Annotated in this window: 22 protein-coding genes and 1 pseudogene; 17 read left to right on the forward strand and 6 right to left on the reverse strand. The window is 60.5% G+C overall.

Features of this window, described 5'->3' with window-relative positions; genetic code table 11:
* Positions 1–15 precede the first annotated feature (15 nt).
* From EV281_RS17210 to EV281_RS17230, 5 genes are read left to right on the forward strand one after another with little or no spacing between them, the layout of a single operon-like run.
* Positions 16–966, forward strand: coding sequence for a substrate-binding domain-containing protein (locus tag EV281_RS17210; protein ID WP_132654459.1), 951 nt, complete (start codon positions 16–18; stop codon positions 964–966).
* Positions 966–1,772, forward strand: a complete 807-nt coding sequence (locus EV281_RS17215; RefSeq protein WP_245508316.1) for an ATP-binding cassette domain-containing protein — start codon at positions 966–968, stop codon at positions 1,770–1,772. Before EV281_RS17210 ends, EV281_RS17215 begins: the two co-directional genes overlap by 1 nt.
* Entirely contained in the window at positions 1,769–2,773 is a 1,005-nt protein-coding gene (locus EV281_RS17220; protein WP_132654463.1) for an ABC transporter permease, read from the forward strand. Before EV281_RS17215 ends, EV281_RS17220 begins: the two co-directional genes overlap by 4 nt.
* Positions 2,773–3,843, forward strand: coding sequence for a phosphotriesterase (locus tag EV281_RS17225; RefSeq protein WP_132654465.1), 1,071 nt, complete (start codon positions 2,773–2,775; stop codon positions 3,841–3,843). The genes EV281_RS17220 and EV281_RS17225 overlap by 1 nt, the downstream gene beginning before the upstream one ends.
* 31 nt (positions 3,844–3,874) lie before the next feature.
* The gene (locus tag EV281_RS17230) at positions 3,875–4,645 is read left to right on the forward strand and encodes a glutamine amidotransferase (protein ID WP_132654467.1); all 771 of its coding nucleotides are present in this window, start codon (positions 3,875–3,877) and stop codon (positions 4,643–4,645) included.
* Positions 4,646–4,648: 3 nt separating this feature from the next.
* Here the strand turns inward: EV281_RS17230 and EV281_RS17235 are convergent, their stop codons facing one another.
* Positions 4,649–5,551, reverse strand: coding sequence for a PfkB family carbohydrate kinase (locus tag EV281_RS17235; protein WP_132654469.1), 903 nt, complete (start codon positions 5,549–5,551; stop codon positions 4,649–4,651).
* A gap of 25 nt (positions 5,552–5,576) precedes the next feature.
* On the opposite strand from EV281_RS17235, the gene EV281_RS17240 reads away from it, so the two are divergent.
* Together EV281_RS17240 and EV281_RS17245 are read left to right on the forward strand one after the other, a co-directional pair.
* Entirely contained in the window at positions 5,577–6,419 is an 843-nt protein-coding gene (locus EV281_RS17240; protein WP_132654471.1) for a BtpA/SgcQ family protein, read from the forward strand.
* Positions 6,420–6,424: 5 nt separating this feature from the next.
* Positions 6,425–7,069 carry a TenA family protein gene (locus EV281_RS17245; protein ID WP_132654473.1) on the forward strand — a complete coding sequence of 215 codons (645 nt, stop codon included), beginning with the start codon at positions 6,425–6,427 and terminating at the stop codon, positions 7,067–7,069.
* A gap of 211 nt (positions 7,070–7,280) precedes the next feature.
* On the opposite strand, the gene EV281_RS17255 is transcribed toward EV281_RS17245, so the two are convergent.
* From EV281_RS17255 to EV281_RS17265, 3 genes are read right to left on the reverse strand one after another with little or no spacing between them, the layout of a single operon-like run.
* On the reverse strand, positions 7,281–8,102 hold the full coding sequence (locus tag EV281_RS17255) for an alpha/beta hydrolase (RefSeq protein WP_132654475.1): 822 nt from the start codon (positions 8,100–8,102) through the stop codon (positions 7,281–7,283).
* A gap of 13 nt (positions 8,103–8,115) precedes the next feature.
* Positions 8,116–9,603 (reverse strand): NAD-dependent succinate-semialdehyde dehydrogenase, encoded by a 1,488-nt coding sequence (locus tag EV281_RS17260; protein ID WP_132654477.1) that lies wholly within the window; start codon positions 9,601–9,603, stop codon positions 8,116–8,118.
* A 16-nt stretch (positions 9,604–9,619) separates the two neighbouring features.
* On the reverse strand, positions 9,620–10,843 hold the full coding sequence (locus tag EV281_RS17265) for an iron-containing alcohol dehydrogenase (RefSeq protein WP_132654479.1): 1,224 nt from the start codon (positions 10,841–10,843) through the stop codon (positions 9,620–9,622).
* Positions 10,844–11,353: 510 nt separating this feature from the next.
* On the opposite strand from EV281_RS17265, the gene EV281_RS17270 reads away from it, so the two are divergent.
* From EV281_RS17270 to EV281_RS17290, 5 genes and pseudogenes are all read left to right on the forward strand, one after another.
* Positions 11,354–12,055: a GntR family transcriptional regulator gene (locus EV281_RS17270; protein WP_132655411.1), complete on the forward strand. Its 702-nt coding sequence runs from the start codon at positions 11,354–11,356 to the stop codon at positions 12,053–12,055.
* A gap of 52 nt (positions 12,056–12,107) precedes the next feature.
* On the forward strand, positions 12,108–13,646 hold the full coding sequence (locus EV281_RS17275) for a sugar ABC transporter ATP-binding protein (RefSeq protein ID WP_165911930.1): 1,539 nt from the start codon (positions 12,108–12,110) through the stop codon (positions 13,644–13,646).
* Positions 13,643–14,634: pseudogene (locus EV281_RS17280) on the forward strand (ABC transporter permease). The gene EV281_RS17275 and the pseudogene EV281_RS17280 overlap by 4 nt, the downstream one beginning before the upstream one ends.
* 56 nt (positions 14,635–14,690) lie before the next feature.
* A complete protein-coding gene (locus EV281_RS17285) occupies positions 14,691–15,641 on the forward strand; it encodes a substrate-binding domain-containing protein (protein ID WP_132654483.1) in 951 nt (316 codons plus the stop codon).
* 58 nt (positions 15,642–15,699) lie between these two features.
* Positions 15,700–16,314: a DJ-1/PfpI family protein gene (locus EV281_RS17290; RefSeq protein WP_132654485.1), complete on the forward strand. Its 615-nt coding sequence runs from the start codon at positions 15,700–15,702 to the stop codon at positions 16,312–16,314.
* Positions 16,315–16,796: 482 nt separating this feature from the next.
* Here EV281_RS17290 and EV281_RS17295 read toward each other — a convergent pair whose 3' ends face one another.
* Positions 16,797–17,801 carry a substrate-binding domain-containing protein gene (locus tag EV281_RS17295; RefSeq protein WP_132654487.1) on the reverse strand — a complete coding sequence of 335 codons (1,005 nt, stop codon included), beginning with the start codon at positions 17,799–17,801 and terminating at the stop codon, positions 16,797–16,799.
* A complete protein-coding gene (locus tag EV281_RS17300) occupies positions 17,798–19,159 on the reverse strand; it encodes an ROK family protein (RefSeq protein WP_245508297.1) in 1,362 nt (453 codons plus the stop codon). The genes EV281_RS17295 and EV281_RS17300 overlap by 4 nt, the downstream gene beginning before the upstream one ends.
* Positions 19,160–19,344: 185 nt before the next feature.
* Between EV281_RS17300 and EV281_RS17305 the strand changes: the two genes are divergently transcribed.
* The 5 genes from EV281_RS17305 (at position 19,345) to EV281_RS17325 (ending at position 25,068) form a co-directional block, all read left to right on the forward strand.
* A complete protein-coding gene (locus EV281_RS17305) occupies positions 19,345–20,157 on the forward strand; it encodes a sugar phosphate isomerase/epimerase family protein (protein WP_132654491.1) in 813 nt (270 codons plus the stop codon).
* 42 nt (positions 20,158–20,199) lie between these two features.
* Entirely contained in the window at positions 20,200–21,318 is a 1,119-nt protein-coding gene (locus tag EV281_RS17310) for a substrate-binding domain-containing protein (RefSeq protein ID WP_132654493.1), read from the forward strand.
* An 84-nt stretch (positions 21,319–21,402) separates the two neighbouring features.
* The gene (locus EV281_RS17315) at positions 21,403–22,569 is read left to right on the forward strand and encodes a Gfo/Idh/MocA family oxidoreductase (protein WP_132654495.1); all 1,167 of its coding nucleotides are present in this window, start codon (positions 21,403–21,405) and stop codon (positions 22,567–22,569) included.
* A complete protein-coding gene (locus tag EV281_RS17320) occupies positions 22,566–24,140 on the forward strand; it encodes a sugar ABC transporter ATP-binding protein (protein WP_132654497.1) in 1,575 nt (524 codons plus the stop codon). Before EV281_RS17315 ends, EV281_RS17320 begins: the two co-directional genes overlap by 4 nt.
* Complete coding sequence (locus EV281_RS17325) at positions 24,133–25,068, forward strand: ABC transporter permease (RefSeq protein ID WP_132654499.1); 936 nt, start codon at positions 24,133–24,135, stop codon at positions 25,066–25,068. Before EV281_RS17320 ends, EV281_RS17325 begins: the two co-directional genes overlap by 8 nt.
* The last annotated feature ends 1 nt before the right edge of the window (position 25,069 follow it).

Below are 25,069 nucleotides of genomic sequence, written 5' to 3' on the forward strand. Positions count from 1 at the left end.
CCAGAGGATGAGAACATGAAACAGATCAGACGTCGGGCGTTTACTGCCGCTCTTGCCTTCACCGCGCTCGCCGGCGCCACCCTTTGCGCTAGCCTGGCCCAGGCTGCCGGCAAGACCTATGCGCTTGTGCAGATCAATCAGCAGGCGCTTTTCTTCAACCAGATCAACGAGGGCGCCCAGAAGGCGGCCGATGCATCCGGCGACAAGCTGGTCATCTTCAACGCCAATAATGACGCTTCCGCACAGAACAGCGCCATCGAAAATTATATCCAGCAGAAGGTCGATGGACTGATCGTCGTGGCGATCGATGTCAACGGCATCATGCCGGCCGTCAAACAAGCGTCGGATGCCGGCATCCCGGTCGTTGCCATCGACGCGGTCCTGCCGGACGGTCCTCAAAAGTCGCAGATTGGCGTCGACAACGGCAAGGCCGGCGCCGACATGGGCGCCTATTTTCTCGACTACGTAAGGAAGAACATGGGCGGCAAGGCCAAGGTCGGCATAGTCGGCGCCTTGAACTCCTACATTCAGAACCTTCGGCAGAAAGGCTTCGAGGATGCCATCAAGAGCGATGGCATTGAGACCTCTGGGGTCGTCGACGGCCAGAATATCCAGGACAACGCACTTGCCGCCGCCGAAAACCTCATCACCGGCAATCCGGACATGACGGCGATCTACGCAACCGGCGAGCCGGCACTTCTCGGCGCTATCGCCGCCGTTCAGAGCCAGGGCAAGCAGGACAGCATCAAGGTCTTCGGCTGGGATCTGACCGCGCAGGCGATCTCCGGCCTTGATGATGGCTACGTCGTTGCTGTCGTCCAGCAGGATCCTGCCGGTGAAGGTAAGGCGGCGGTCGAGGCCCTCGCCAAGCTGACCGCGGGCCAGAGCGTCGAAAAGAACATCTCCGTCCCGATTACCATCGTGACGAAGGAAAATGTCGAGCCATACCGGGCCGTCTTCAAATGATGAGTGACAACCGGCCTGTTCATGCCGGAGCCGGGGAGGCGCAAGCCTCTCCGCATTTCTCCGGCTCGTCCGCGCGAACGCCTGCCGTCTCCCTTCGCGGTATTCGCAAGACCTTCGGTTCGCATCAGGCGCTACGTGGCGTTGACCTGGATCTCTTCCCTGGCGAATGCCTCGGCCTTGTCGGCGATAATGCCGCCGGCAAGTCAACGCTGACCAAGATCATTTCCGGAACCTACTTGCCGGACGAAGGGACAATTTTGCTCAACGGCGAAGAGGTTCGCTTTTCCGGGCCTGCGGATGCCCGCGATCGCAATATCGAAATGGTTTTCCAGGATCTGAGCCTGTGCGATCACATCGATGTTGTCGGCAATCTGTTTCTCGGCCGTGAGCTCACCAGAGGACCGTTTCTCGACCGTCGGAAAATGATGAGCGAGGCGCGCAGGATGCTGGACGCCCTCGAGATCCGCATCCCGCGTCTCTCTGCCAAGGTGGAGAAGCTGTCGGGTGGCCAACGCCAGGCGATTGCGATCGCCCGAGCGGCATCATTCAACCCCAAGGTTCTGATCATGGACGAGCCGACCTCTGCCCTCGCGGTCGCCGAAGTCGAAGCCGTGCTTTCCCTGATAAACAGGGTCAAGGCAAAGGGCGTTTCCGTCGTCCTCATTACTCACCGTCTTCAGGACCTGTTCCGCGTCTGCGACCGGATCGCCGTCATGTATGAGGGTACGAAGGTCGCCGAGCGCGATATCGCCAAAACCAATCTCGAGGATCTCGTCAAGCTCATCGTCGGGGGAGAAAGACATTGACCGTCTACACAGAACGCGCCAAGGGCTCGCCGATGGCTGACTTCCTGAGCGAAAATGCCCAGGTCCTGTCGATCGCCTTCTTCTTTCTCGCATGCCTCGTCTTCTTTTCATTGACGACCACCACCTTCATGACGGCAGGAAACATCCTGAACATCGTGCGGCAGGCAGCACCCATCCTCGCCGTTGCGGTCGCCATGACGCTCGTGATCGTAACCGGTGGCATCGATCTGTCGGTCGGCTCCATGCTGGCCCTTATCAACGCTGTCGCTGCCATTGCGCTCGCCACCGGCATTCCCTGGCCGGTCGTCTGCCTCGGCATGCTCGCTCTCGGCGGCATCGTCGGCCTTCTGCAGGGATGGTTCATCGCCTATCAGAATATTCCTGCCTTCATCGTCACTCTTGCCGGGCTTTCCATCCTACGCGGCGTGGCGCTTTATCTGACACAGGGCTATTCCATTCCGATCAACAACGAGCCGGGCTTCTTCTATTTGGGTCGCGGCGAACTGGCCGGCTTTCCCGTCCCGGCGTTGATTGCCATTCTGGTCGCGATCGTCGGATATGTCGTCATGGCCGTTACGAAATACGGACGGCAGATCGTGGCGGTCGGGTCCAACATGGAGGCCGCACGCCGGGTCGGCATGCCCGCAAAATGGATCGTCGCCTCGGTCTATCTCGTATCGGGTGTGGCCTCTGCCCTGGCGGGCCTTTTGATTGCAGCCCGTCTCGGTTCCGGCTCGTCGAATGCGGCCGTCGGCTTCGAACTGCAGGTCATCGCCGCGGTCGTGCTCGGCGGCACCTCGCTGATGGGCGGGCGCGGCACGATGATCGGGACCGTCCTCGGCACCATGACGATTGCTGTCATCGGTAATGGCCTGATCCTGATGCATATCTCGCCCTTCTTCACCCAAATCGTCACCGGCGCAATCATCCTGGTTGCGATCTGGCTGAACACCCGCATCTTCACCGCCAATTTCCGCTTGGCGGCAAGGAGGAAGAGCTGATGGCGACAAACGAGCTATCGCCGGGCCACGTACGCTCCGGCAATGTGATGACGGTCCGGGGGCCAGTTCCAGTGGCGGACATCGGCATCACGCTGATGCATGAGCACATCCTCAATGATTGCCGTTGCTGGTGGCACGCACCGAAGGAACCCGAGCGGCAATATCTTGCCGAAGGTTTCGTCTGCATGGAGATCCTCAGTGAACTCAGGCAGGATCCATTCGTCAACAAGCACAACATCACGCTCGACGACGAGAAGCTTGCTGTCACCGAGCTCGAGGATTTTGCCGGCCTTGGCGGCCACACGGTCGTCGAGCCGACATGCCAGGGCATCGGCCGCGATCCGCCTGCATTGCGTCGGATCTCCGGGGCGACGGGACTGAACATCGTCATGGGGGCTGGATTCTATCTCGGTTCCTCGCATCCACAAAAGGTTGCCGGCATGTCGGTTCGGCAGATTGCCGACGAGATCGTCTCCGAGGCAATTGTTGGTGCTGACGGCACCGATGTCAGAATCGGCCTGATCGGCGAGATCGGGGTGTCGTCGGATTTCACTGCCGAGGAGGAAAAGTCGTTGCGGGGTGCCGCACAGGCGCAGGTACGCACCGGCCTGCCCTTGATGGTTCATCTTCCGGGCTGGTTTCGCCTGGGGCACAGGGTCCTGGACGTGGTTGCCTCCGAAGGTGGCGATCTCAGGCACACGGTGCTCTGCCATATGAACCCGTCGCATGACGATCTCGCATACCAGTCCGAGCTCGCTGCCCGCGGCGCTTTTCTCGAATATGACATGATCGGCATGGATTTCTTCTACGCCGACCAGCAGGTGCAGTGCCCGAGCGACGAGGAGGCGGCGCGCGCGCTCGTCAAACTCGTCGAGATGGGCCATGCCGACCGTCTGCTCCTGTCCCACGACGTGTTCCTGAAGATGATGCTCAAGCATTACGGGGGCAACGGCTATGCCTACATTCTGCGTCACTTCCTGCCGCGTCTGAAGCGTCACGGTCTTGATGATGCGACGCTCGACATTTTCATGCGCGCCAATCCGCGATCGGTCTTTCAGGCGGGTGCCTGACCCGCAAACCATAAAAAGAAATGGAAACATCATGACAAAGAAGGTTCTTCTCGTCGGCGAAAGCTGGGTCAGCTCGGCTACGCACTACAAGGGCTTCGATCAGTTCGGCAGCGTCACCTTCCATCTCGGTGCCGAACCGCTCGTCAAGGCGCTCAAGGGTAGCGCATTCGAGCTCACTTACATGCCGGCCCACGAAGCGGTCGAACAATTCCCTTTCGATATGGCAGGGCTCGATGTCTATGACGCCATCATCCTGTCTGATATCGGCGCCAATTCGCTGCTTCTTCCGCCTGCGGTCTGGCTGCAGTCGAAGACCGTTCCGAACCGCCTGAAACTCATCAAGGCGTGGGTCGAGAAGGGTGGCGGCCTCTTGATGGTCGGCGGCTATTTTTCCTTCCAGGGCATTGATGGCAAGGCGCGCTGGCGCCGCACACCGGTCGAGGACGTTCTCCCCGTCACCTGCCTTCCCTATGACGACCGGGTCGAAATCCCCGAGGGTACGGCAGCTGTCCTCGTCAAGTCCGGTCACGAGACCGTCGCCGGCCTCTCGGGGGAATGGCCGGTTCTTCTCGGAGTGAACGAGGTGGAAGTGCGCGAGCGTGACGATGTGGAGGTCATCGCTCGTCTGCCTGCCGAGGAGGGCGGTCATCCGCTCCTGGTGACCGGCCGTTTCGGCAAGGGCAAGACTGCCGCATGGACGTCCGATATCGGTCCGCACTGGCTTTCGCCCGCCTTCTGCGAATGGGAAGGTTATGGGCGTCTCTGGAAGAATATCCTTGGCTGGCTGACGGAGGCGAAATAGCTGTTACTTGCCAGCAAGAATGCCGGCAAGCTCTGCCTTGCTCGGGAAGGCCGAGCGCGTGCCCCGGCGGCCGACTGTGATGGCTGCGGCCGCGGTTGCGTGATGGATCGCTTTGGCGTCGAGTGCTGTGGAGCGGAGCGCGGCCGAGGCAAGTGCCACGGCCATGAACGTGTCGCCGGCGCCGGTCGTGTCAACGACCTCGGTGACGCAGGCGGGAACGGTTGCAAGCACCTGATGTCCGCTTGCAAGGATAGCGCCGCTGCCGCCGAGCGTCAGGACGGTCTGTGCCACTCCGGCTTCTGCCAGGTGACGGATCGCGGCCTCGCCGGAGGATCCGGTCAGGCTTTCAGCCTCGCCCCTGTTGAGAAAGGCGATGTCGATAAGCGGCCAGAGCTCGGCAAAGTAAGAGCGGAGCGGCGAGGGATTGAAGGCAGTCTTGAGGCCGCGGTGTCTGGCTTCGGCGAGAATGCCGCGGGTGACGCCTTCGCTGAGATTGCCCTGCAGCACGACGAGGTCGCCGCTGACGGCATCGCCAAGCGGGGCAAGCGCCTCTGACAGGGTCAGGGCTTCGGCCGATTCCGTCGTGGTGACGATGGCGTTTTCGCCGTCCGGTGTGGTGAAGATGATGGAGAAATCGCTGGTGCGGTTCGGGCTGCCCAATAGACGGGCATCTAATGCTTCGCCGGCAAGCTGGTCGCGGATCGTCTGAGCGCGGAAATCCTCGCCGACGGCCGTCACAAGCGTCGTGGGAAGGCCCGTCCGGGCCATTACGACGGCCTGATTGGCGCCCTTGCCGCCAAGGTCGCGGGTTTCCTCTCGACCAAGGATCGAGGCGCCCGCTTCAGGCATGGACATTACGGAAATGGTTTCGTCGACGGCGACGTTACCGATGACATAGGCACGCATGGCTGGCTTTCAGAAAGGAAAGAAAATGCAGCAGATATCGGATAAGGCCACAAGCGCCATACGGGAAATATTCGGCACTGACAAGGCGTTGATCGGAATGATCCATTGCCCGCCTTTTCCGGGTGCCCCACGCTATCGCAGCGCGGCGATGGAGACGATCTACGATGCGTGCATGCGTGACGCGGACGCGCTCGTCAAAGGTGGCATCCACGGATTGATCGTGGAAAATCACGGCGATATTCCCTTTTCCAAGCCCGAGGATATCGGCCACGAGACCGCAGCCTTCATGTCGGTTGTGACCGATCGCATCGCGCGCGCCGCTGGCGTGCCGCTCGGGATCAACGTGCTTGCCAATGCACCGATTCCTGCCTTCGCGATCGCAATGGCAGGCGGCGCGCGCTTCATCCGCGTCAATCAATGGGCCAATGCCTATGTCGCCAATGAAGGCTTCATGGAAGGCCGGGCAGCCGAGGCGATGCGCTATCGCTCGGCTCTGCGCGCCGAGCATATCAAGGTGTTTGCGGACAGCCATGTGAAGCACGGGGCGCATGCCATTACCGCCGATCGCACGATCGACGAATTGACCCGCGATCTGGCCTTCTTCGATGCCGACGTGGTGATCGCCACCGGTCAGAGAACGGGCAACAGCGCGACGATGGAAGAGATCGAGGAGATCGGTGCCGCTACCCATCTGCCGTTGCTCGTCGGGTCGGGCGTGACGAAGGACAACGTCGTCGAAATCCTCAAGCGCACCAACGGCGTCATCGTCGCCTCGTCGCTCAAGGAAAGCGGCGTCTGGTGGAATCCCGTCGAGCCTGCGCGCGTTGCAGCCTTCGTCGAAGCTGCAAAACCTGGGCTGGAGGCCTAAGGCGCATGACCGGCACCCTCTCGCAACAGATGCTCGATGAAAACCGCGACGTCTTCGAAGCGATGGTGAACCATCGATTTGTCGAGGATATCAAGGCTGACCGCCTTTCGAAGGAGGCTTTCGAGCGATACCTGGTCTTCGAAGGCGACTTCGTCGACACGGCGATTGCGATCTTCTCCTATGCGACCGCCAAGGCAGAGAGCATTGAACAGAAGCGCTGGCTGATCGGCGTTCTGGATTCGCTTGCAAACCAGCAGATCGCCTATTTCGAAAAAACATTCGCAGCGCGCGGTATCGATCCATCCTGCTATGATACCGGCCGGGCGGATGTCGCGGCCTTCCGCGACGGTATGCTGGCAATTGCCCGCGATGGCGGTTTCCTCGATACGATTGCTGCCATGTTCGCCGCAGAATGGATGTACTGGACCTGGTCGATCACCGCGAATATGACGGCAATCAGCGATCCTCTTCTCAAGGAATGGGTTACGCTTCATGCAGAACCCGAGTTCGAGGCGCAGGCGCGCTGGCTGAGGGCTGTTTTGGACAAGGCCGGCGAGACTATGGATTCGGCCGAGCGGAAGCGGTTGAGCGCCATATTTGGCCATGTGCAACGTCTTGAGATCGACTTTCACGAGGCCGCCTATTCTTAAGAGGCGATGCGATGGCTGCCGATATCGACATCAATGGCGCGCTCTTTTTTTGCTCGCCTCGACCGATTTGCCGAGATCGGTGCGACGGCGTCAGTCGGCAGGCTCTGACTGGGCTGGACCGCGAAGCGCGGGCGTTGATGGCAGAGCTGACGACAGAACGCGGTGCTAGGTCCGGTAAGGCCCGTTTATTTTATGTCTACGAAAACGAATGTCAGGGTCGGCCGCTCACCAGGGCGCTCAAGAGATCGCCTGCCTCGGTTCCCGGGATTCCGAGATCGCGAACCGAGTCCATGTGGTTGCGTCCCGACAAGACCCTGACGGATACGGGCACGCTTTCGTCCCGCAGGTGGATCTTGAACGCATCGAGCTGCGAATGAAAGGGTCTCGTCTCTTGTTCCCCGACGGCAAGTGTCACGCGGCAGGCCCGATCATGTCGCTGCGACAAAGGCGTGAACCGACTGACCTCCTGTTCCGTCAGAGCGATCTCATGGTGAAGGAACGACTGCTGCAGCGGCGCGAGATCGTACAGGCCACCGAGCAGCAGCGCGCTCTTCAGGTTGGACGGTTCAGGCTCCCGCGTGAACAGGAACGTTGCGAGGTGGGCACCTGCCGAGTGTCCGCTCACCGTCAGTGACGACGGGTCGCCGCCGAGTTCGGCGATGTGCTCAAGCACCCATCGTTTTGCTCTCCGGACCTGATCGACCAGCACCGCCATTCGCTGACCAGGCATCAGCACGTAGTCGACGATGACGGCAATCGCGCCTGCCTGTGTGACGGTGTCGGCGATGTAGGAATAGTCACGTTTCGAGAACATCCGCCAGTAGCCACCGTGGATGAACATGTGAACCGGCAGGTTCTTCCTCGGGCCACTGGGGAAGAAGATGTCGATGCTCTCGGCGGGGCCGTCACCATAAGCGACATCCCCCATCATTGGCAGTGAACTGCGGGTTCTTTCGCTACGTTCGACGATGTCCCCGACGATGTCGTCGAAGTCGGCGACGTGGTCGCGGATGCGAAATGGATCGGTCTCCAAGTTTGGCTCCCGGTCAGAAACTGGTGGCGATATACTTGGCTTCCATAAACTCGGCGATGCCATGGTGCTGTCCCCCCTCGCGCCCGAGGCCGCTCTGCTTGACGCCGCCGAACGGCGCGGCAGGATCGGACACCAGGCCACGGTTCAACGCAATCATCCCCGCCTCGATCCCGGAGGAGACGCGCAGGCCCCTTGCGAGGTCCCTCGTGTAGACATAGGCCGCAAGGCCGTATTCGGTATTGTTGGCGCGGTCGATCGCTTCATCTTCCGTCTCGAATCGATAGAGGGGAGCGACGGGGCCGAAGATTTCTTCATGCGCCATCTCGGCATCATCGGGCACACCGGTCATGACCGTCGGAGGATAGAAAAAGCCGTTGCCCGAGAGTGCCTCGCCGCCACACAGAACGCGTGCGCCTCTCGCTTTCGATTCGCTCACCAGGCGGTCGATCTTCTCGACGGCCTTGCGGGTGATCATCGGGCCGCACTCGGTTTCGGGCTCGACGCCGGAGCCTACTTTCAGAGCAGACATCCTGCTTGCGAGTCCGTGCGCGAAGGCGTCGTAAATTCCCGACTGAACATAGAACCGGTTGGCGGCGGTGCAGGCTTCGCCGGCATTCCTCATCTTGGCGATCATTGCTCCGTCGAGCGCTGCGTCGAGGTCGGCATCGTCAAAGACAACGAAGGGTGCGTTGCCGCCGAGTTCCATCGAGCAGGAGATGACATGTTTGGCAGCCTCTGCGAGCAAAAGACGCCCAACACCGGTCGATCCTGTGAAGGAAAGCTTTCTGACACGGGGATCTGCGAGGATTTCGGCGGTCAGGGGACCGGGCGCGCTCGTCGTGACGACGTTGACGACGCCTGGAGGAACACCGGCTTCCTCGTAAAGTGCAGCAAGGGCAAAGGCAGTCAGCGGCGTCTCGCTGGCGGGCTTCAATATTACGGTGCATCCCGCAGCCAGCGCCGGAGCGATCTTTCGGGTCGCCATGGCGGCGGGAAAGTTCCATGGGGTAATCAGCAAGCACACGCCCATCGGCTGATAGTCGACGATGATGCGGTTGGTCCCGGACGGAGCGATACCGAACTCGCCGGTGATGCGGACAGCCTCCTCCGCGTTCCAGCGAAAGAATTCGGCGGCGTAGGCAACCTCGCTGCGGGCGTCGCGCAGAGCTTTCCCGTTCTCCATCGAAATCAGCGTCGCCAGCATGTCCTGACGCTCGATCATCAATTCGAAACAGCGGTGCAGGATTTCTGAGCGCTTGCGCGGCGCAGTGGCGCGCCACACGGAAGCCGCCGCCGAAGCGGCCTCGACGCACGCATGCGCGTCCTCGACTGTGGCATCCGGCACCTCGGCGAGAACGGCACCCGTGGATGGGTCCACGACCTCGATCAGTCGACCTGATCGGGATGGATGCCAGCCTCCGTTGATATAGAGGCCGCGCGCGGCGGACTTGACGTCCGGCATTTGATGATCGACTGGGGCGCGGTGTTGGGCAATAGTCATGATGTTTCCTCAATTATTAGATGGCGGATGCGGCGAGATCGCCTTCGTACGCAGCCCTGACAAGCCGCTTCATGGCGTCGAGATCGAAGGGCCTCGGGTTGTTCTTGATGAGCCTGTCGATCCCGAAGGCCTGCTCGGCGGTCCAGTCCAGCTTGTCAGCGGCCAAGCCGAGATCGGCAAGCGTCCGGGTGATACCGATTGCCGCAAACAGCCTGCGAATCTCCTCGATTGCGGCGGTGGCGAGTTTCTCGCGATTTGGCGACTGTCCGAGACCGAGAGCCGTTCCGATCTCCGCCATTTCGGCAATGGACGCCGATCGATTGAAGTTCATCACATACGGCATAACGGTGGCGACGCCGAGGCCGTGAGCCGTGTGGGTGAGCGCACCAGCCGGGTATTGAATAGCGTGCGCGGCAGCGGTTCCTGCGGTTCCGAATGCACAGCCTGCGGCGAGCGCACCCATCATCACGTCGGCTCGAGCATCCTCGTCGGAACCGTCCCTATATGCTTTCTCGAGGCTACGGCCTAGCAGCTTGACGGCCAGCAGCGCGAAATGATCGGTCAGGGCGCTCTTGCCGATGAACACGTGGTCCTGAGCCAAGAGGGGATCGGCGCCGCGCCGCGCAGCCGTGAAGGCCTCGATCGCGTGGGTGAGGGCGTCGGCTCCGGCGATGGCTGTCAATCGAGGCGGGCAGGTCATCGTCAATTCAGGATCGCAGACTGCGGCCGTTGGAATGAGATAAGGGCTGGATATCCCGACCTTGAGGGTGCGTTCTGCATCGGAGACGACGGCGACCGGCGTAACTTCGGATCCGGTTCCGGCCGTCGTCGGGAGGGCGATGATGGGAAGGCTTGGACCCGGTACCTTGTATTCGCCGTAGTAGTCCCGCAATTGCCCGCCGTGGCTCAGAAGAAGTGCAGCGCACTTTGCCATGTCCAGGCAGCTTCCTCCGCCAATACCGATCACAAGCTCAGGATCGAAGGGGCGTGCGTCCTCGACGCAGACAGCGACCGTCTCGCTTGGAACGTCGGGCTGAACGTCGTCATGAATCAAAACGGCAATTGATGCAGCCTCGAGCGCCTTGACGATGTCGCTGAAGAGAGGCGTGCTTGCGAACCTCTGGTCCGTACAAATCAATGCCCGCCTGCCAAGCCTTGCCGCGACAAGCGGCAGCGCGTGGCGCTGTCCCTTCCCGAAGAGAATTTCCTGTGGGAGCCGGATGGCGGCGAAAAGGGTCATCGTTGATGTCCTTTGGCTAGAGCTTGGTTCAAGAGGAAAATGCAGTCTGTCTGTCCGCCTGCAGGTGAGGAGAGCGTGATCGCATCTCGAAGTGCCTTTCGGCGGAACACCGTCGCTGAGGTTCTCGAAAGGGCGATCAGCGTTCTGGCTGGGCTGGCGGATTGAGCCCCCGCGGTCTAACCGGTTGAGGGCGACCGCAAGGTCCAACGCCGAACCTCCTCCAACACTGTGAAACTTACGCGCGACGGGCATCACGGTCCCCATGCCCCGTAAAGACACCCGCAACTTGCCTCTTTGAAAAGGCGCCGACACAACGCCGCAAAGCGGGCCGCCTCCCCTTCACCTTGCGCAAGGCATGGGCTGTTTTGCCCGCTGACCCGGCGCGTCGTCGCCCCCATCCCCGTTCCTCCCGCCGTCCCAGCTTTCTTCAAAATAAAATCCTATAGGATATGGTATTGTATATAGGCGAGCATCGTGGTAGCGGTTGGTTCTGTCAAGAGGCAATAGATGATGCAGAACAGAACACCTTCGATCTTCAAGGACGCACCCGACGCCGCCGGGTTCATTCCGCGAAACAACAGTCTGGCTGGAAGCGTCTACGAGGCGATCTTCGCCCAGCTGATGTCGTTGAAGATCCCCCCTGGCGCGCGGATCAATGTGGACAATCTGGTGCGTGAGCTCAACGTTTCCCAGACGCCGATCCGGGAGGCGCTCGGCCGCCTCGCCGGCGAGGGACTTGTCGTCAAGACACATCTGATCGGCTATAGCGCCGCCCCGCAGATCGCCCGCCGACGGTTTGATGAACTTTATCACCTGCGCCTTCTCCTCGAGCCCGACAGTGCGGCTCGGGCGGCCATCGCGATGGATGACGAAAAGCTTAAGATATTGCGCGAAGCAGCCGGCGTGATGGGGCGCCGGGATGGTACCGACGAGCGCGTGCGTTATTCGACATTCGCGCGGCAGGACGCCATGTTCCATGACCGCATTCTCGAGTTTGCCGGAAACGAACTCATCCGTGAAACGCTCAATCATCAGCATACCCACTTCCATATTTTTCGCTTGATGTTCCATTCGCGCGTCACCGAAGAGGCGCTCGACGAACATGAGGCGCTTCTCGATGCCTTCGCAGCCGCTGATCCTGCTGCGGCTGAAAAAGCGATGCGTGTCCACCTTGAGCATTCTCGCGACCGGTTGTTGCCGGCTTTCGATTGAAGGATTTTCGATGTCGAGCGTCGTCAGCATCAAGAGAGAAGGACATCCGCCGATGGTCCAGGCCGAAGACGCCGGGGGCAGTCCTGTACTGCAGGCTCAGAACCTCTCCAAGCAATACGGGACGGTGACGGTTCTTTCGGATGTAACGCTCGACATTCTGCCAGGCGAAATACACGCCATCATCGGTGAAAACGGCGCCGGCAAATCGACTTTCATGCGTCTCTTGTCTGGCTATGCGGAGCCGACGACAGGGTCGATCCGCATGGGCGGCCGCGATATTCGCTTTGCCCGGCCGGAGCAGGCTCAGCAGGCCGGGATCGTTCTGGTCCATCAGGAGATTCTGCTTGCCGATGCGTTGACAGTTGCTGAAAACCTTTTTCTCGGGCGTGAATTGATGCGCAACGGCATCGTCGACGACCGCACCATGCGTCGTCTGGCCGTCGAGAAACTGAAGGAACTCGGGTGCCTTGTGTCGCCGAACGCGCTGGTGCGGACGATCTCGCTTGCCGATCGGCAGCTCGTGCAGATCGCACGCGCCCTGCTCGACGATCACAGGATAGTGATCTTTGACGAGCCGACCGCCGTTCTCACCGGCGGCGAGGTGGAACGACTTCTCTCGATCATCCTGCAGCTGAAAGCGAAGGGTATCGCCATTCTCTACATCAGCCACCGCCTTGACGAGGTGCAACGCCTCGCCGACAGAGTGACGGTGCTGCGCGACGGCAAGATGGTTGGCACACATCCCGGCCATACCCTCAGCCAGATGGACATGGCCCGTCTCATGGTCGGCCGCGAGCTTGCAGCGCTCTATCCGGAAAAGAGCGGCGCCGTTGCCGGAGAAAAACTGCTTTCAGTCCGGAACCTGTCGGTGCCAGGCTTCGCAAGGGATATCAGCTTCGACGTTCGCAGATCCGAAATCCTTGGATTTGCCGGTATGATCGGCGCCGGACGCACAGAGCTCTTCGAGGGAATCGTCGGATTGAGGCAGGCTTCCGGCGAGGTGGAACTCGACGGAAAGCCGATCAATGTCCGTTCTGCCCGGGCGGCAATTGATGCCGGGATCGGCTATCTGACGGAAGACCGCAAGGGAAAAGGTCTTCTGCTCCAGGAGCGGCTGGCCCCCAACCTTACCCTTTCCGCGCTTCAGCGGTTTCATCCGGGTCTCATGATGCGGCGGTGGCGCGAGCGGATGGCCCTGACCGAGGCGATCGATCAATACGATATTCGCCTGAGGAGCCTGGGGGTTAAGGCGGGACAACTGTCGGGCGGCAACCAGCAGAAACTGCTGCTGGCAAAGGTGTTGCTGACAACGCCATCCGTCGTCGTCATCGACGAGCCGACCCGCGGTATCGACATCGCCAACAAGGCTCAGATCTACGCCTTCATCCAGAGGCTGGTGGCGCAGGGCAAGGCGTGCGTCGTCATCTCGTCCGAAATGCAGGAGCTGATCGGCATTTGCGATCGGATCCTCGTGATGCGGGAGGGGCGTATCACGGGTGAGGTCTCAGGCGATGACATGACGGAACACAACGTCGCGCTTCTGGCAACAAGCGACATCGCGCCAGAAATCGATGAGGGAGGAAAAGAATGACTGTCATTACGGGTTCGACCCCGATCAAACCGGAGCGTGAATGGAGTATCGGATGGACCGATGTCGGGCCATTCGTGGCCCTGGTTACCTTAATGGCGATCGGCTTTGCAATCAATCCGGACTTTCTTTCGGCAACAAATCTGAGCAACGTTATTACCAGAAGCGCCTTCATCGCGATTATCGCAGTCGGGGCAACGTTCGTCATCTCCTCGGGTGGCCTCGATCTTTCCGTCGGCTCCATGGCGGCGTTCATCACCGGGATCACGATCATGTTCATGAACCGGATGGCGCCCGACTGGGGTGTGTCCGCAATCCCGGCAGGAATGGTGGTGGCGATCGTCGTCGGCCTTTTCTGCGGATTGATGAACGGCCTGATCGTCACTGTGGGCAAGATCGAGCCGTTCATCGCCACCCTCGGCACGATGGGGATATTCAGGGCGCTCATCACCTACATGTCCGACGGCGGCACGATCCCGATCGACCGCAGCCTGCGCGATGCCTATCGTCCAGTCTATTTCGGTACCGTCGCCGGCATACCGATCCCGATCCTTATCTCGCTTGCCGTCGCCGTCGTTGCTTCCTTCATTCTCTACAAGATGAAGTATGGCCGAAAGTGCGCAGCAGTCGGCGCCAATGAGGACGTCGCGCGCTATTCTGGAATTTCGACCGTCAAGACCCGCACCATCGCCTATGCGATCCAAGGCGCTTGCGTTGCGATCGCTGCGATCTGCTACGTGCCCCGCCTAGGAGCCGCGACCCCGACCACAGGCGTCCTCTGGGAACTGCAGGTCATTACCGCGGTCGTCATCGGGGGACGGCGCTTCGCGGCGGCAAGGGTCATGTCTGGGGAACGGTCGCAGGTGCGGTGATCCTGGAACTGATCGCGAACCTCATGGTGCTTTCGGATTTCGTTTCCGAATATCTCGTGGCAGGCGTCCAGGGCGTCATCATCATTATCGCCATGCTCATTCAGAGGCTGTCGAAATAACCGCGTCCGGACCGCGCGGGGTTTGAAGCTTGTCGGTCCAATTCTGGGAGGAATGAATGTTGAAAGGGAAATGGGTTGCGGCGTTTGCCGTAAGCACGGTGCTGCTCGCGGGTCATGCGTTCGGCGCGGAAAAGAAGATCGTCGCGGTTTCGATCCCGGCGGCCGACCACGGCTGGACGGCCGGGATCGTCTACCATGCGCAGGCTGCCGCCAAGGAAATCAATGCCGCCTTCCCGGACGTTGAAGTCGTGGTAAAGACGTCGCCTTCGGCCACGGCACAGGTCAGTGCGCTCGAAGACCTTTCAGCGGGTCGCAAGCTCGATGCATTGGTTATCCTGCCTTATACGTCCGAGGAGCTGACGACCCCTGTCAAGGCGGTCAAGGATGCGGGAACCTTCATCACGGTCGTTGACCGCGGTCTGAATGACCCGACGATCCAGGACCTTTATCTTGCCGGAGATAATATCGCGGTCGGCCGTAACACTGCAAAGTTCATGATCGACAAACTCGGCGGCAAGGGCAATCTCGTCGTGCTGCGCGGCATTCCGACCGTCATTGACGACGAGCGCATCCAGGGCTTCCAGGATGCGATCAAGGGCACCGATCTGAAGGTTCTCGACATTCAGTATGCGAACTGGAACAGCGACGATGCCTTCAAACTGATGCAGGATTACCTTGCCAAGTACCCGCAGATCGATGCCGTCTGGGCCAATGATGACGACATGCTTCTCGGCGTGCTGGAAGCCGTCAAGGAGTCGGGGCGCAAGGACATCAAGCTTGCGCTTGGCGGCAATGGGATGAAGGATATCGTCAAGAAGGTCATTGACGGTGACGCCATGACGCCGGTCGAAACACCCTATCCGCCTGCAATGATCAAAACTGCAATCTACATGACGGTCGCCAATCTGATCGGCCAAGCCCCGATCAGAGGCAGCGTCAAACTGGACGCCCCCCTTATCACCCAGGCAAATGCGAAGGAATATTACTTCCCGGATTCGCCCTTCTGACAACTTGAGACGGGGCGGCGTCCGCCGCCCCACCGCATGAGCAAAGAGGAGTAAAATCATGCCAGGCAAGAAGATACTGATGCTGACCGGTGAGTTCACCGAGGAATATGAAATCTACGTCTATCAGCAGGCGATGGAGGCAGTCGGTCATACGGTCCACGTCATCTGCCCAGACAAGAAGGCAGGGGACCTGATCAAGACCTCCCTTCACGACTTCGAAGGCGACCAGACCTATACCGAAAAACTTGGCCACTTCTTCACCATCAACAAGACCTTCTCAGAGGCCGAGGCGCAGCTTGACCAGTATCATGCCGTCTACGCAGCCGGCGGACGTGGTCCCGAATATATCCGCACCGACAAACGGGTCCAGGCAATCGTGCGGCATTTCCACGAAAAGCAGAAGCCGATCTTTACCATCTGCCATGGCGTGCAGATCCTGGTGGCCGTCGACGGCGTCGTTCGCGGCAAGAAAGTTGGTGCCCTCGGCGCCTGCGAGCCGGAAGTCACGCTTGCCGGAGGAACCTACATCGATCTATCGCCAACCGAAGCCTATGTCGACGGCACGATGGTCTCGGCGAAGGGGTGGACGGCTCTCGCGGCCTTCATGAGGGAGTGCCTGAAGGTACTGGGAACCGAAATTCGCCACAGCGACGACATCGCCAAAGCGGCCTAAGCCTCGACCCTCCTCGAAGCTTTCGCCCCGTACGTCGGCAAGCCGGTACGCAGCGCGCGTGGCTTGCCGGCGACATGCTGTCTCAGACGTCGCCGATGCTTCTCCATGTCGGTCAGTATGCCGGACGGGCCCGAACGGCCCAGCTCTACATACCATCTGAGATTTTTCGAGGGATCGTCTCTAACGGTCGGGAGGCGCTGGAACGTCTGGAGCAACATCCTGACGCCGCACTATTGTTCAGTGATGCCATCATGCCCGGCGGAATGCGCCTCGGTGCGCGCTCAAGGGGCAAAGCTTCGATTTGGTTCTGACGTGTTTTTCGCTTGAACGGCTTCACCACCATTGGGCTATGGCGGTTCGTATCTCATCAAGAGCAAAGAGCTCGGCTGTTGTCAGCGGCTCCCTAACCGGCGCGGCGTTGCGAGGGTCGCGATGCGCCTGCATCGGCCGACGCCGCCGGTGACCCGCGCGGCGCGCAAAACTCATCGCACCAGCTTCTTGCGACGCAGTAGCTCGCGCGGTGCGGAGGTCTGCCAGACGGTTTGGAAGGACTCGACGACATTGTCAGGCGTGACAGGCACGCCCGGTAGCGCCACCCATGCCGGTGGGAGCCGACCGAGCAGCGCCGTCACCGTCGTCGACGCCGCAATCTGGCCTTGCCGAAAGGGTTGCTGGGCAGCGATCGCTACGATGGGGCCGCCTGCGGCAAGCTCGATGGCCGCTTCTCGGCCAAGATCGATGGTCGCGATCGGAATTGTCATTCCGGTTTTCACAGTGGCCTTGGCTGCCGCGGTGGCCGGCGTATCCCAGACCACAAAGAGACCGTCGAGCTCGGGGACCTGCTTCAGAAGCGCTTCGGTGACGGATGCTGCGTCTGACAGGGCCGAGAACCGGCGGATCGTAATCTTCATGTCCGGGCGATTGATCCCCATCCATTTGACGAAGGCGATTTCCCGCTCGTTTGTCGCGAAGAAGTCGGCGTCGTAGCCGAGCACACCTACTTGTGCCCCCTCAGGCAGATGGGGGGACAAGCTCTCCGCAGCCATTTTGCCAAGCCCGAAATTATCGGCGGAAATGAGTGAGACGTAGTCCTTGTTCGGCAAGAGGCCTGTTGGCACGTTGTCGAGCAGTACGAGTTTGATGCCGGCGGCTGCAACACGCTTGTGCGCTTCCGCGACTTTGGCATTGGCGACGGGCAGGGAAATGATTGCATCCGGCCGGTCGCGGACGAGCCGGTCAAGCGCCTGGATCTGCGCATCCGGCGCAAAGGCGCAGTCGGCGACGTCGATAACAACGACCCCACAAGCGCCAAGCGTGCCGACAAGGCCGGCAAGAAGTTGCTTTGCCCAGTCGCTGGACGTCGTGTGGAGGACGATTGCGACCCGGAGCCCTTCAGCTCTTGCGCGCGCCACGTCTTCCGGCAAGAGGAGGACACGTTCGGGTGCTGCCGCACGCTCTCCATGGGGTCCGAGACCGGTGATTGTCATCGCTTCCCCTTTTTCGTTTCAGGCGGGTGAGGTGCTTCGGCCCCGCTGGTCTTTTTCGCAGAGATCCGTCTTTTCAGATCGACAAAGAGAGGGTGGGCCTGCGGTCTGCCCGCCATGATCCATTCCCGCAAGGTCGACGGTGCAAACAGGCCTTCGGCGGCTGTGATCGCGGCGCCGACCAGGCCTGACGAGCTACCCATCTGCGATCGGATGATCTGCAGGTCGCGGCTGACGAGGGGGTGGCAGGCACCGTAAATTGCCTCGCGGGCGGCGGCGAGAAGAATGTCGTTCGTCTGAGCGATCGAGCCTGAGAGAACGATGATCTCAGGGTTCAGCATATTTGCCAGCGTGGCGACGACTTGTCCGATCAACCGGCCACTTTGCGAGAGGATGTCGATTGCGCCGCGATCGCCCATTTGTGCCGCCTGGGCAACTTCAATCGCGGTGATCTGTTGGCCGCGGCGAATAAGATCCGCAATGATCGGGCTTTGACCTCGTTCGGCTGCGCGCCGACCTTCCTCGGCGATTGCATCCGATCCTGCCATTCCTTCGAGCGTACCGATTCTGTCGCCGATGCTGACAGGAACGGAGCCGATCAAGCCTGCGGCCCCTTGCGCGCCGCGAAACAAGCTGCCGTCGCTGACCAGTCCAGCGCCGATGCGTTTTCCGACCTTGATGACGAGCATCGTTTTATGGCCGATGCCGGCACCGGCGCGCAATTCACCCATGGTCATCGTCTCGACACTGGAACGCAGCCAAACTGGCGCGTCAAAGGTTTCGACGAGGCGTTCGACGATCGGAAAGCGCTCCCAACCAGGTAAGGCGGGAGGTGTCGAAAGCTGAAAGGACGTTTCGCTTCCATCGGCAACGGCTCCGGGGGTGGAAATAGATATCCCCCAGAGGTCATGCTGATCGCCCTGACGTTCCACGATCCAGCGAAACAAGGAGGTCAGGCGGTCGCACAGGCTGGATACCGGCTCGGTTAGGTCCGCCTCTTCATGATGCTCCATGATGAGCCGCCCCGAAAGATTCGCAATTCCTACCCCCAACGCCGTCTGATCAAGCGTTGCGACCAGGATGTTGGCGCGATCGGCGGAAAAGCGAACCAGACGCGGTGCGCGCCCACCAGTTGCGGCGCCGAGCTCGCTCTCATCGACAAGGGCCAAATCGATCAACGTTCCAAGACGGTCGGAGACAATGGCGCGGCCAAGCTCGCTCTCGCGTTCGATCTCCTGACGGGTCGTCGAGCGCTCCGTGCGGACCAGGTTGAGAATTTCAACCAAGCTTGGCGCCGCCGTCTCGGATGTCCTGGGACGGCCCTTTTTTCGTACTGCCGCGCCGGCGTCCAAGTCTGCCATAGAGGACATCCAGCCTTCCTTATGAAGTTAGTCGAGCAACTTGATAGATCGCCCTTTTAAGGCGTGCAACAACAAACTTTTGTATTAAATCAGCAAAAGTATGCTAAGTTTTGTTGATATATGGTTGACATCCGTTTTTTCTACGCATATTCCTCGTCGCATCGCTGGCATCGGGAGGAATAGGGATGACGGATTTCAAGCTTGCATATCATGCGAACTGCTGGGGAGACCTTGGTGGCAGCGCCGCCGGCGTGACGTCCATCACCCAGCTTAGCTACCGCACGTTCGGCGACATGCGCCGCGCATTCCACGATATCGCCAGCGCTGGCTATGAAGGCGTCGAACTCTTCGACGGAAACCTCCTCGATTTCAGGGCCGGGGAGATGCGATCACTCCTCGCAGATAACGGACTGGCGCTCGTTGCGACTTATGCCGGTGGCAACTTCATCTTCGACGACATTTTGCCTGAAGAGCTGGCGCGCGTGACGCGTGCTGCCGACCGGGCTGCCGAGCTCGGCGCTCCCCATCTTGTCGTTGGCGGCGGAGCAAAACGCTTCGATGGCGTGCGTGAACCCGACTATCACAAGCTCGCCGCGGCACTCGATCGCGTCAAGGAAATCGCCGATAGCAGGGGTCTTCGCGCCCACTATCACCCCCACCTGTCGACGATCGTCGAGGGTCCGGATGAGGTGGCAAAGATATTCTCCATGACCTCGATCGATTTCTGCCCTGACACAGCGCATCTCGCTGCCGCTGGCGGCGATCCTGCCAAGCTCATCCGCGACCACGCTTCCCGCATCAGCTACATCCACCTGAAGGGATTTCAGAGGGACCCGTTCGCGTTCACGCCACTTGATCGCGGCGATGTCCCGACCGACGAGATCATAGCCGCTATGCGCGATGTCGACTTCAATGGCTGGGTCTGCACAGAACTCGATGCCTGGGCCGATCCGCTGGAGGGCGCAACGGCCAGCATCACCTATCTCAAATCGGCCTGAGGGCCACGATCGGGCACAGGCCCCAAACTCTGGGAGGAGAACATGATCAATAGACGCATGCTGATATGTGGTGCCGCCGCCCTTTTGACGATCGGCCTGAGCGGCCCGGTTTTTGCCGATCCGGACTCGGCGCTGGCAAAGCTGCAGGAAACCGTTTTATCGAAAGGTCCCTCGGGCGAAAGCCCGTCGCCTGCAGCGGATATCAAACTCTCGGATGAAGATCTCGGCAAGATCAAGTCGCTGAACGCGACGGCCGCCATCGTTATGCATTATGGCGGCAACGACTGGTCGCGGGCCCAGATCAACGGTCTGCAGACGCAATTCAAGGCTATGGGCATCAAAGTCATCGCCGTCACCGATGCGGGCTTCAAACCGGAAAAGCAGGTGGCCGATCTGGAAACGATCATGGCGCAGAAGCCTAATATCATCGTTTCGATCCCGACCGACCCGACAGCGACCGCGAAGGCCTATAAGGCTGCCGCCGACGCCGGCGCCAAGCTCGTGTTCATGGACAACGTTCCGGCAGGTTTCAAGGCAGGAACCGACTACGTGTCCGTCGTCTCCGCCGACAATTACGGCAATGGCGTCGCCTCCGCTCATCTGATGGCGAAAGCTCTGAATGGCGAAGGCGAGATCGGCGTAGTCTTCCACGCAGCCGACTTCTTCGTCACGAAACAGCGCTACGACGCTTTCAAGGCAACCATCGCTTCAGATTATCCGAAGATCAAGATTGTTGCCGAGCAGGGCATTGGCGGACCGGATTTCTCCGGTGACGCAGAGAAGGCGGCTTCCGCAATTCTGACGTCAAATCCTAACGTTAAAGGCATTTGGGCCGTCTGGGACGTACCGGCCGAAGGCGTGATTGCCGCAGCTCGCAACGCCGGTCGTGACGATCTCGTCATCACCACGATCGATCTCGGCGAGAACGTCGCGATTTCCATGGCACAGGGCAGCTTCGTCAAGGGTCTCGGCGCACAGCGTCCGTTCGATGCGGGTGTTGTCGAGGCAAAGCTTGCGGGCTACGCGCTTGTCGGCAAGGACGCACCAGCCTTCGTGGCTCTTCCGGCCCTTCCCGTCACGCGCGACAACCTGCTCGACGCCTGGAAGAGCGTCTACTCCACCGAAGCGACGGCCAATATCGAGACCAGCCTCGGGCAATAGTCGGACTGGCGGTGCGGAGGTTTCCTCCGCACCGGTCGTGACAACGACGTGGCGCCTGTGCGCCAGTATTCAGGAGAGAGATAGATGACGAAACTTATGAACGTCGCCATGATCGGCGGTGGCTTCATGGGCAAGGCGCATGCCATGGCCTATGCGTCGATGCCCATGTTCTTCTGGCCCGCGCCGGCCATTCCCCATCGAAAGGTGGTGGTTGACGTGACCGACGGCATGGCCGGTGAGGCCCGCGAACGATTTGGCTTCGAAGAAGCGTCTTCGGACTGGCGTTCCGTCGTCAACCGCCCCGATATCGATGTCGTGGACATCTGCACGCCAAACAATGTCCACGCCGAAATTGCCATCGAAGCAGCAAAGGCCGGCAAGCACATCATCTGCGAGAAGCCGCTCGCCCGCACGGTGGACGAGGCGCGCGCCATGGCAGACGCCGCCAAGAAAGCCGGCGTGATCAACATGGTGGCCTTCAACTATCGGCGCACGCCGGCCGTAGCGCTGGCCAGGAAATATATCGAGGAAGGCCGTATCGGCCGCATCCTGAATTTCCGTGGCACCTATCTGCAGGATTGGTCGGCCGATCCAGATTCGCCGCTTTCCTGGCGTTTCCAGAAGAAAATCGCCGGCTCAGGCACGGTTGGCGACATCGGCACCCATGTCGTCGATCTCGCGCATTACCTCGTCGGCCCGATCGCAGAAGTTATCGCCCTGACATCGACCTACAACAAAACGCGGCCCCTGCAGCAGGGCGGCATCGACAAGCTGGGTGCGGCGGAAAAGGCGACCGATGCTGAACGTGGCGAGGTCGATGTAGACGACGAAGTGGTGTCGATGCTGAAGTTTTCAAATGGCGCGATCGGCAGTTTGGAAGCCACGCGCAACGCCTATGGCCGCAACAACTTCATAACCCTCGAGATCCACGGCACCAGAGGATCGATCCACTTCAATTATGAACGTCGCGACGAACTGCAGGTCATGTTTGCCGACGACCCGGCCGATGCGCGCGGATTTAGAACGGTCTATACCGGCCCGGCCCATCCCTATGGCGGTGGCCTCTGGCCGATCCCCGGCCTCGGTATCGGCTATTCGGAGACGAAGATCGTCGAATGCTACGACTTCTTCTCCGCTATTGCCAAGGGCCGACAGCCGAGCCCGAACTTCGAAGATGGCCTGCTGACGGAACTCGTGGCCGATGCTTTTCTGCGCTCCGGTGAAAGCGGAACCTGGGAGAAGGTGGGATGAACAGCGGCTTGTCCGCGGTCCGGATGACCGGGATTTCGAAGGCCTTCGGTGGCGTGCGCGCCCTTGAAGGTGTCGATTTCGAACTTCTGCCTGGCGAGGTCCACGCACTTCTCGGCGGCAATGGCGCGGGAAAATCCACCATCCTCAAGATCCTCAACGGCGTGCACAGGCCCGATAGCGGAATGATCGTGGTGGCAGGCCGTGCTCTCAGCGCCCATACGCCTGAAGAGTCGCGTGCGGCCGGCATTGCGATGAATTATCAGGAAATGAGCCTGATACCGACATTGACCGTGGCACAGAACATTTTCCTGACGCGCGAAAGCCGCAACGGCATGGGTCTGATTGACGACAGCGAGGCGGAACGCAAGGCGGCCGAGCTCTTTGCGATGCTGGAAGTGTCTGTCGATCCGCGCGCAACCGTCGCCGATCTAGGCGCGGGGCAGAAACAGCTGACCGAGATCGCCAAGGCAATTTCGCAGGATGCCAAGATCCTGGTTCTCGACGAGCCGTCGACTGCGCTTGCGGTTTCGGATGTCGAGCGGCTCTTCGCCTTCCTGAGAAAGCTCAAGGGCAGGGGAGTCGCGATCATCTACGTCAGCCATCGCATGGACGAGATCGCTCGCATTTCCGATCGCGCCACGATTCTGCGCGATGGCCGGCATGTGATCACGGCGCCGATCAGCGAACTGCCCATCGATACGATGATCGAGCATATTGTCGGCCGGCGTTCCATGGGACTGTCCGACGTAGTGCGTGGGACATCCACCTACGGAGACGCGGTTCTGGAGCTTGCTGACGTCAGCGGCATTGATAAGCCGCGGGACATATCCTTCAGGCTGCATCGCGGCGAGGTTCTGGGATTGGCAGGTTTGCTGGGTTCTGGCCGATCCTCGCTCGCCCGCCTTCTTGCCGGCATTGATCCGGCGCGGCGCGGCACCATCCGCGTCAAGGGTTCGACCGTTTCCATCAGGACTCCAACGCAGGCGATCGACGCCGGACTGGCGCTCGTTCCGGAAGCGCGCGCTACGCAGGGTGTCATCCCTGCCCATTCCGTCTCCTCGAACATGGCGATGTCGATGATCTCACGGTTGTCGCGGCTTGGCTTCATGGATGCAGCAGCCGAACGGAAACTCACTGACGAGCAGATCCGGCGGCTGGCGGTCAAGACGGCAAGCCGCGAGCACGCGGTTTCGACGCTGTCTGGCGGTAACCAGCAAAAGGTGGTCATCGGCAAATGGCTGGCGACCGATCCCGATATCCTGATCCTGGACGAGCCGACCGCCGGCATTGATATCGGCTCCAAGGCCGAGATCATCCGGCTTGTCCGCGAACTCGCAGGCGCAGGCAAAGCCATCATCATGATCTCATCCGAATTGTCGGAACTGCTGACCGCATGCGACCGGATCCTCATCATGGCCGACGGGCGCGTCCATCAGGATCTGCCGCGCGAGGCCTTCGACGATCCATCCGTCTCGGTCACGGACCTAGCACACCGGCTCCAGGCCGCCGAACAGCGCCTTCAAATCGAGATTCAGCGGGCCTTGAGGCTCCAGGAGACTTCTAATGCCTAACGCCTTCCTGTCGAACTGGCGCCAGAACATCATCTATATCGGCTTCGTCGTCATCTTCATCGTGTTTGCGGTCGCGCTGAACGACAAAGGCTTCCTCAACATCAACAACCTGCTCAACATCGTCCGGCAGACTGCGATGATCGCGGTGATGGCAATCGCGATCACCTTTGTGCTGTCGGCCGGAGAGATCGACTTGTCCATCGGCGCGGTGGCAGGTCTGGCGACGGTCACGGTCGCGATGGCGATTGCCGTCGGCGGCCCTTTCGCAGGCATTCTGGCGGGCATTGGAACAGGGCTCGCTGTTGGCGTCTTCAATGGATGGCTGACGACGCGCGTCGGCATTCCCTCCTTCCTCACGACCCTCGCGATGATGGGGATCGCTAAGGGCATTGCCATGTGGATCTCGGCGACGGCGGCCGTGCCGATCCTGTCGCCCGGCTATTCCTGGTTCTTCGGCGGCGGCAATATCGGCCGTATCCCGGTCCTGCTATTCTGGATGGTCATTCTCGCCGTAATCGGCCACATCGTCCTACGCCGTACCGGCTTCGGGCGGCGAGTTCTGGCGACGGGGGGAGGCGAGATGGCAGCGCGCTATTCTGGCATCAACACCCGCGACATCAAGTTCAAGGTTCTGGTCATCTCGTCCTGCGCTGCAGCGCTTGCCGGCATGCTTTATGCGGGGCGCCTGCAGTCGGGACGGTTCCAGCTCGGCGAAGGCGACGAACTCTCGGTGATCGCTGCAGCTGTTCTCGGCGGCACCAGCCTGTTCGGGGGCAGGGGAACGGTCGTCGGGACGGTCGTCGGCGCATTGATGATCGGCCTTATCAACAATGGCCTGATCCTAATGGGTCTCGAATTCAGCCAGCAGCTGATTGCCCGCGGCGCCATTATCATCCTGGCGGTCGCCCTCAGCCAGAAACGGAGCTGAT

Source organism: Rhizobium sp. BK418 (assembly GCF_004341105.1).
Lineage (GTDB): Bacteria > Pseudomonadota > Alphaproteobacteria > Rhizobiales > Rhizobiaceae > Rhizobium.